Annotated in this window: 9 protein-coding genes; 2 read left to right on the top strand and 7 right to left on the bottom strand. The window is 53.3% G+C overall.

What is annotated here, in order from left to right; all coding sequences use genetic code 11:
- Nucleotides 1-117: 117 nt before the first annotated feature.
- The 6 genes from AC2FNU_RS22920 to AC2FNU_RS22895 all read right to left on the bottom strand — a co-directional run bounded on the left by AC2FNU_RS22920 (nt 118) and on the right by AC2FNU_RS22895 (nt 5,059).
- Nucleotides 118-402 (bottom strand): CopG family ribbon-helix-helix protein, encoded by a 285-nt coding sequence (locus AC2FNU_RS22920; protein ID WP_496793124.1) that lies wholly within the window; start codon nt 400-402, stop codon nt 118-120.
- A 95-nt stretch (nt 403-497) separates the two neighbouring features.
- Complete coding sequence (locus AC2FNU_RS22915; protein ID WP_298855834.1) at nt 498-1,592, bottom strand: helix-turn-helix domain-containing protein; 1,095 nt, start codon at nt 1,590-1,592, stop codon at nt 498-500.
- Between the two features lie 178 nt (nt 1,593-1,770).
- The gene (gene repB, locus AC2FNU_RS22910) at nt 1,771-2,739 is read right to left on the bottom strand and encodes a plasmid partitioning protein RepB (RefSeq protein ID WP_298855832.1); all 969 of its coding nucleotides are present in this window, start codon (nt 2,737-2,739) and stop codon (nt 1,771-1,773) included.
- Nucleotides 2,739-3,923: a plasmid partitioning protein RepA gene (repA, locus tag AC2FNU_RS22905; protein ID WP_037317392.1), complete on the bottom strand. Its 1,185-nt coding sequence runs from the start codon at nt 3,921-3,923 to the stop codon at nt 2,739-2,741. Before repA ends, repB begins: the two co-directional genes overlap by 1 nt.
- A 480-nt stretch (nt 3,924-4,403) precedes the next feature.
- Nucleotides 4,404-4,670, bottom strand: coding sequence for a site-specific integrase (locus AC2FNU_RS22900; RefSeq protein WP_298855825.1), 267 nt, complete (start codon nt 4,668-4,670; stop codon nt 4,404-4,406).
- Nucleotides 4,671-4,759: 89 nt separating this feature from the next.
- On the bottom strand, nt 4,760-5,059 hold the full coding sequence (locus AC2FNU_RS22895) for a hypothetical protein (protein ID WP_298855823.1): 300 nt from the start codon (nt 5,057-5,059) through the stop codon (nt 4,760-4,762).
- A gap of 3 nt (nt 5,060-5,062) precedes the next feature.
- On the opposite strand from AC2FNU_RS22895, the gene AC2FNU_RS22890 reads away from it, so the two are divergent.
- Both AC2FNU_RS22890 and AC2FNU_RS22885 read left to right on the top strand, forming a co-directional pair.
- Nucleotides 5,063-5,320, top strand: a complete 258-nt coding sequence (locus tag AC2FNU_RS22890; RefSeq protein WP_298855821.1) for a type II toxin-antitoxin system ParD family antitoxin — start codon at nt 5,063-5,065, stop codon at nt 5,318-5,320.
- On the top strand, nt 5,317-5,661 hold the full coding sequence (locus AC2FNU_RS22885) for a type II toxin-antitoxin system RelE/ParE family toxin (RefSeq protein ID WP_298855819.1): 345 nt from the start codon (nt 5,317-5,319) through the stop codon (nt 5,659-5,661). Before AC2FNU_RS22890 ends, AC2FNU_RS22885 begins: the two co-directional genes overlap by 4 nt.
- Nucleotides 5,662-5,717: 56 nt before the next feature.
- Here AC2FNU_RS22885 and AC2FNU_RS22880 read toward each other — a convergent pair whose 3' ends face one another.
- A complete protein-coding gene (locus AC2FNU_RS22880) occupies nt 5,718-6,770 on the bottom strand; it encodes a tyrosine-type recombinase/integrase (protein WP_496793108.1) in 1,053 nt (350 codons plus the stop codon).
- Between the last annotated feature and the right edge of the window lie 689 nt (nt 6,771-7,459).

Genomic DNA, 7,459 nt, shown 5'->3' with positions numbered 1-7,459 from the left:
TAAGCTGAATGGCTTTGAGCTGTGCTCGTGCCCTTTCGCTGCCTTCAGGAAAAACTGACGTGTAGTAGTAGCGGAACCATTGAATGTCCCGGGCCGTATCTTCGAGAAATATAATCTTCATTGGCTGTTGGATTGCCCGCTTGCTACCGGAGCCGAAAGTTCATTCTCGGTATCCCAGCTGTCTATCCAGGCATTCATTTCGTCTGCCGTGATGAACTTGCCTTGGTCTGCTTTTTCAACAGCCGCATCAATGGCTGCACGTTTAGCGGCTTTGGATTCTAACATCGTTCTAATTGCCCGTACGGCGAGTTGTGCAGGCGGTCGATCTTCGATCGCAGCTTCCCGTTCCAGGGTCTTTCTCAGGTCTTCATCGAGACGGATTGAATATGGGCTGGTACTCATCGCAATCACCTGTTTCCGTATTGTAGTACAATGTAATACATTGGCATTCTATTTACAATAGACCGATGGCATGTACTGCACCTATTGTTCTGAACTCATGAGCGTGAGGAGATATCATGGGTATGGCCTGCACTTCCGCGGATTTTTGAACTATGCGTCAACAATGCGGTTGGTTGCATATCTCCCCGATCGATTTTCGAGATCAGTGAGATCAAATAAGCTTGGTGAGATTTAATATTCTCAGCTCGTTGGAAAATATATCCGAGCACCATGAAACGGAGAGCTGGGCCATGTGTCGATTTCATAGCATACCAGGTCTGACCAAATCGTAAGTACTCGGCGATATCGTCCATAAGCCGGTCACAATGTGACTGATCCCGGGCAAAGCGAAGTTCCGAGCACAAACGTGGAAAGCTGCGCTCCATTTGATCTGGAGAAACTTGAACCTGAGAATGTTTTTCTTTCTTAACTATCGGATTCAAAGAGTCCTCTTTGTGCCCCTCATTTTCATGGTCATAGGCCCTCATTTTTTCGGTATGAGCCGGTGTTATCTCTGAGATTTCCACAGAGATTTCAGCCAGAAGTTTCCGGAGGACACGCGCATCCGGCTTACGGCGCAGCGCATTGCGCACGGAGGTCATCAAATCTGTGATAGAGCCACCGTCTGCTACAAGCTCTTTCAGACGAGCCAGAGCGGCCGATACCTTGTCGCGGAGTAACGTGAATTCGAGAACGCGGTCAGCATGCTTCTGGGCTTCCTGGAGGAACTCAGCATGCCGTTCAGACAATGGCATCAGGGAAAGACCGGTCGCTGTGACCACCCTGCCCTGTCGGTCTCGGCGTGCCCAACGTTTACCATTTGAGCTCATTACGCGTCGGACAATCCCAAGCTTGGCCAGAGTCGAGATATGACGTTCAACAGTTGGAACGCTGACATGGGCTCGTTTGGCAATCGCGTCGTTGGATGCGAAGCAGATATGCTCATCATCCTGATCGACTGAAATCTGATCTCCTTGCAAAAAGGAAATCATTGCTCTTAGGACGTTGAGAGAAGTGGACTTCAGCCCAAGCGGCTCTCTCGCCTCTTCAACGGCTCGAAGAAGAATCCATTTCTTGGGCGTATAAGTCCCCTGCCCTGTCGCGCTCGACAAGGTTGCTCCTGACGGAGCCATTGCTGTCACTGTTTTCATGAGTTTATGTCAGCAGACAAAAAATACCCGTTCGCTCAGGAGCGTTTTTTCTTGTATGGCGATTCGGGGACTGCTAGATTCTAGGTGTCTAATCTAAGAATTGCGCTTAGCGCAGCAGCCCTCGAAGCTCCGGTTTCGGGGGTTTTTCTTTGCTTGCCTTCCTCCTTTCTGCTCGTCCTCAGTTATTTTGCTTGTTGTTTACAGCTGTAAACTCGGCGTGTGATCTCTTGATGATTTTCGTCAGATTTTTGTCCAACCACTCAGCAAAATCCGCGTTCGAACCTGTCTTTCTAACTGACAATGTAAGAGACCCGCTGCCGGACTTGATAGTCACGCCATCAATGGGGCTGGTTTCACCAACGCCGTCCTTTTGTCGGGCACCACGTTTTGCGGCCGCTTTAAGTAGGGTTTCCAGCCGGTCATCTGAGGAAACCGATGGCTCGACGGCTTGAAGCAAGTCCGTTGCGTCTTCAATTGTCAGCTTGCCCGCCAAGAAGTGCTCAGCAAGTGCAGTCCACTTCGGGCGGCCTGACTTTGGAGCGGCGCCGATCATTTCTCCGACCTCAAAAGGAACGTTTTGCGTGACCTTAGTAAGGTGGGACAATCCTGATGCTGACAGGTTCAGAACTCGTTTCACCGTGGCTGTATCATGCCCAGCGGTCTGAATTGCTTCCGCAAAGCGAGCTTTTTCGTAGAAGGACAGGTTGCGCCTGGCTGCGTTTTCAAGGCCTTTGGCAAGGAGCGCCGACGCATCGTCGATATCTTGAACATTGGCGCGAACTTTGATTTTGAGCTCACGACATGCTTTGAGCCTTCTCCTCCCATAAATCGCCTCGTAACGACCTTCGGTTTTCGACTTCCGAACGAGGATGGGCACTTGTTGACCGCCGTCTTGGATGCTCGATTTCAAACTCTCAAAGCTATCGTCATCTTCATCAGGGTTTACAGCTGTAAACTCACCAAGCCGATCAATCGGTCCCCAATCGTCTATGAGAGATGGGTCAATTTCCCTAATTGCGGCAAGCGATCCTTGAAGCGCACCGAGAGCAGGGGCGTTGGCTCTTACCGGTCTGTCTGCGGTCTTAGATCCGGAACGTGCAATCGTGCTCGCTATACCCGACATTTCTTGAAGAGATTTTCTAGCCATTAGCTACGTCCCCATGCTTGGTGGATCATTTGCTCTACCTCAGAGCCGATCGCATCCATTGAGTTCTTTGCCCGGTCATAGGTTGCGCGTGTCATTTCCGAACGCACAACCTCGTAGATCGACTGCTTGAGCATTGTTGCGTCACTGATCGCAGTGCTCTTCAGAGCCGTTGCTGACATAACGCGGTCCTGAAACAGTGCTCGCATGAACGAAGCCAGCTGTTGAGATGGAACGTCTGTTGGCTCGTCACGTGTTATAAGGAACTTGAAGCTGTCGTATTCGAGAGTGGCGCCGGCGTCTTCAATGACAGCCATATAAGCACCAGCAAGTTCGAGAAATTGAGCTGTCGAAGACACGTCCAACATAGAAGGTGTTAAGGGCACGAGCAAAGAACTGGCGGCAGCCATCCCCGCGATGGTTAGGAACCCGAGTTGTGGTGGACTATCAATAAGAACAAGGTCAAAATCGTCTTCCACTTGGGCCAGAGCATTCCGTATTCTCGTAAAAAACGGATGGTCAGGGTTAGAGTGGACGGCGGATTCCGTCTCAAATTCAGAAAGAACAAGCCGTGACGGTGCCACAGACAATCCGGGGAAATATGTCGGAAGCACGACATCTGCCATATTAACCGGGTCTTCATAGCGAATGGCATCGTATATCGTTAGCCCATCGAACTCGATTTCAGGGCTGATGCCGCACATGGATGTAAGCGAGCCTTGGGGGTCTAGGTCAACGGCCAGCACACGGTATCCGCGAAGCGCGAAAAAATGAGCCAGATGAATTGTTGTAGTGCTTTTGCTGCTACCGCCTTTGAAGTTCATCAACTGCCAGACTTGAAGTTTCTCTCCTTCCGTCCGGCGAGGGATGTAGCGTCCTTGTTTGCGCGAGGTCTTCTCAAGCGTTTCACGTGCTTCCCAAAGCTCTTGCGCAGTATAGTAACGTCGACCGCTTCGCACGTCTTTTGGTTCAGGAATTGTACCTTCTGAGTGGACCTTGCGCATGAATTGACCCGAGACGCCCAAAAGTTCGGCCGCTTCTGGTGCTGCGAATGTGCGTAGTGATTTTGTGTTGTCAGGTGCAAAGGCAGCAAGAAGATGCTCTCGGATAGCCGAGTTCAATCTCTCGGAAATTTCCGTGGCGAGTGCCGATGGTCGATCTGCCGTAAGTGGTGTCACGGGAATCATGTAGTTGCCTCAAATTAAAGAATGTGGTCATTTTCGCGCCACTTGAGACAAACAGCCGTGATTCACTACCCTAAGTCAAGAATTTTCGCCTATATTGTGGGCTGCGCTGACCGGCAGACTACATGCGCTTTGTATCAGAGCAGGGTGGTTTACAGTTGTAAACCCGGTAGAAGAGAATTGTGGGCTCTCAAATCAGAGGTGGATCTTCCGCAGATCAAGCAGGCATGCGCGTGAAACTTCTCTAAATGCTCCGCTTTGAGTGGAGCATGTCCTGCCGAAGGCTGTGTCATGAATGAGCGAGGTGCGTTGTAAGAAGGGTATCAGGGAAGGGTAGGGGGTTAGTTGAGCTGATTGGTTGAATCACACCCCAACAAATCCGCAGCCGGGTTCTGGGCGATATCGACGCCGTCATAGCATTTCTGAGCCAGTGCGATAGGTGCAAACCGGTCTTGAGCGGTGCGCCGTCCTGCACGGCTTGGGTCAGGAAGCCCGAACGCAGCCAATGCGATGAGGCATAATCCTTCGTAGTCCTGTCACCTTCAGTCGGTGTTTGACGATCTGGGCGATGGCGTCCAGGTTGAGGCGGCGTTTCCGCATCCAGCCAGATTTCGAGACCGAGTGAAACAGGGGGTTGTCCTCGATCTGACCCACCTTGATCCAATGCACCAGCGGCTTCGCTGCGCGGCCTTTGCGCACCAACCGTGGAGTCTTGTCTTTTTGGGTGGTCTCGACTACCAGCAGCGACAACTAAATTATGTCATTCTCGTTGAATTCCTTCAGCGACACATCTCCCAAAAAGATCCCGCCGATCACCGAACGCTGCCATCTACCCGAGGTCAGCCCAGTAACAGGATGATCCGGTCACGGCTGTCCCGGCACGAACCTTGAATGGTGACCATCTGCTGTTCGAGAATATCACGGGTAATCGGATGGGCGGTGTTCGGGGCAAGGAGGTCGGCCCTGTGTTTGGAATTTGCGAAAGCGTAGGGGCGATGGTTGACCCTGCCACGGTGGTGAGCACTTATTTGCTCTGTCAGGCCGGCAATAAGAACAGCTTGATTAAATTGCCGGGTGTGGAATCCTAAACCGTTGAACAAGTATCTTCGTTGGCATATATTGCCAATCAGGAGGTTCATGCCATGGTAACCCGCAATGTCGTACTTACAGAATCGCAGGATCAACTGGTGCAGAATCTGGTTGCATCCGGTCGCTATCAGAACGCCAGTGAAGCGTTGCGCGCCGGTCTTCGTCTTCTGGAGCGGGAAGAGGCGGGACTGGTGTCTCTCAGACAAGGCCTGCAAGAGGGCGTAGCCCAGGCTCAGGTTGGAGATCTGGCAGAAGGCAGCGGTACGGATGCGATCCGTCGAGCCTTTGCAAAGGCTCGAACCAAAGCGTGACCAGACCCTTTCGACTGACACGCCGTGCTGAATCCAGCCTGGTGGAAATTGCCCGATGGACCATCGACAAGTTTGGACGGCATCAAGCCGATCTTTATGAACAAGAACTGATAACGCGCTGTCAGGCCATCACGGAGGGCAGGGCGGCCAGCCGCAGCTGTTCAATATTGGTAGAGGAGGCAGCTGACCTCAGATATGTACGGGCGGGCGAGCACTTCCTAGTCTACCTGGATCAGCCGGACGCGGTGATCATTGTTGATATCCTGCATTCCCGCTGCGACCTGCCGCGACATGTTTCCGCGCTGGCCACGTTAACGGATGCGACAGGAAACAAGACATAGGCACAGCAGCCGGAGTTTCCCTCAAGCTGGGAATTCTTTAATTAGGCAGTATGTGCTCACCCCAATAGATCAGTCGCCGGGTTATCCGCGATGTCCACATCGTCGTAATATTTTTGCGCCTGGGCCATCGAGCGGTGCAGGGAGAGGCGCATGGCGGCCTGGATTGGGGCACCATCTAGCGCGGCCTGGGTCAGAAAACCGGATCGCAATCCATGCGGCGAGGCGAAGTCTTTGGGCAGCCCAGCCAGTTTCAACCGGTGTTTGACGATCTGGTAAATCGCATCCGGTGACAGCTTGCGTTTCAGCACCCGGTCGGCTTTGGAAATGGGCCGGAACAGCGGACCAACCTTGATTTGCCCAACATCGATCCAATGCACCAATGCCTGCGCAGCGCGGCCCTTGAGCACCAGCCGTGGGGTGTCGCCCTTGGCCGTGGTCTTGGTCTCCAGCAATGACAGCCAGATGAGGCCTTTGTCGAACTCTTTCAGCGACACATCCTCGCGCATCAGTCCGGTGATCTCGGAGCGTCGGCGTCCGCCCGAGGCCCAGCCCAGCATCAGCAAAGCCCGGTCGCGGCAGTCCCGACGGCTCCCGCGGCAGGTGGCCAGCAGCTGTTCGAGCACGTCGCGGGTGATCGGGTGTTGCGATTTTGGGGCAGGAGGCCGGGCGGCGGCGCGACGGGCTTTGGCCCGGGCCTGCTTCACCTGTGGGGCGTCAAACGGGCTGGTCAGGTTCTTCATCCTGTGAAACGCCAGCCAGGAGGCGATGCGGCGGTCCAGCGTCGACGGCGCCGGGCAGGCGAGGGACTTGCGCAGCCCCTGAGCAATTAGCGCTTCTGCGGTTTCGCGCGCCACATCCGTTTCTGGTGCGTCATTCAGATCGCGCGCGTGATCGAGAATGAAGGCCAGCGCAGTGGCCTCGGATTCCGGCCAGTCCAGCGTCGCTATGAACCGCGCGGATTTCCAGGCGGTGACATAAATCAAATCCCGTTCATAGGCACGCAACGTGTTTTCCGGTGTGCCGCGCACATAGAGGTCGGTGAGCGCCTCCTGATCGGTGGCGGAGAGGGCAGGGGAGACGGCAGGGAGATATGCGGCAGGGGGCTTCATGTGCCCATTCTGAGCTCATTTCCCCGCAAAATCAAATACTCCTGATAAGGGGTACTTATCGAATGTAATAAGGATTTTGTGGTGTGGGTAAAGTAAAGATCAAAAATCTGAAATAATGCGCACAAACGGGGAAGGGGCTTGTAAACGAATGCGGATCATAGGCGTTTTACCGTTGCGTAGCATAATCTGGAACTCTGACTTCACTGTTCCCCGCATTTGCCATGCTTTGGACTAACCCAGCCGCTAAGTTATGGTGGCGGTTTAACCGTGAGTGAGCATTTTAGTAACTACTGCGCTCGGGGGCTGAACGTCTTCGGGCGAAATTCAGTTGGTTGGGGCAGGGGGTTTAAGCCATCGATATCTGTTCTCGACAGGTAGTATTCAGCACGAAGGGCGTATTTCGTTGACAAACTCGCCCTTGATCGAGGGCTGAACTGCTGATTCAATTCCTGTAGTGGAGGGGAGGATCAGCCATGATGGGACCAAGGCAAGAGGCTCAAGCTGCGCTGTTCTATGAGTTCTCGCTGGAAGATCACGTGCCTCAGGACCATTTGCTGCGGTCGATTGACCAGTTTGTCGACCAGTGAGCCTCCCCCACTGAACTGGTCCACCGTTATGTTTAGGAAACGGAGGACCACGAATGGCGAACAAGAGACCAAAGCCCGAAGAGATTGTCTCGAAGTTACGGC

It is taken from the genome of Ruegeria sp. BHSB064, from assembly GCF_059613205.1.
This window is presented reverse-complemented; position numbering and strand designations above follow the sequence as displayed.

Coding starts and splice junctions, on each gene's coding strand:
- AC2FNU_RS22920 (WP_496793124.1), bottom strand. CDS start 402: ATGAGTACCAGCCCATATTCAATCCGTCTCGATGAAGACCTGAGAAAG.
- AC2FNU_RS22915 (WP_298855834.1), bottom strand. CDS start 1,592: ATGAAAACAGTGACAGCAATGGCTCCGTCAGGAGCAACCTTGTCGAGC.
- repB (WP_298855832.1), bottom strand. CDS start 2,739: ATGGCTAGAAAATCTCTTCAAGAAATGTCGGGTATAGCGAGCACGATT.
- repA (WP_037317392.1), bottom strand. CDS start 3,923: ATGATTCCCGTGACACCACTTACGGCAGATCGACCATCGGCACTCGCC.
- AC2FNU_RS22895 (WP_298855823.1), bottom strand. CDS start 5,059: ATGAACCTCCTGATTGGCAATATATGCCAACGAAGATACTTGTTCAAC.
- AC2FNU_RS22890 (WP_298855821.1), top strand. CDS start 5,063: ATGGTAACCCGCAATGTCGTACTTACAGAATCGCAGGATCAACTGGTG.
- AC2FNU_RS22880 (WP_496793108.1), bottom strand. CDS start 6,770: ATGAAGCCCCCTGCCGCATATCTCCCTGCCGTCTCCCCTGCCCTCTCC.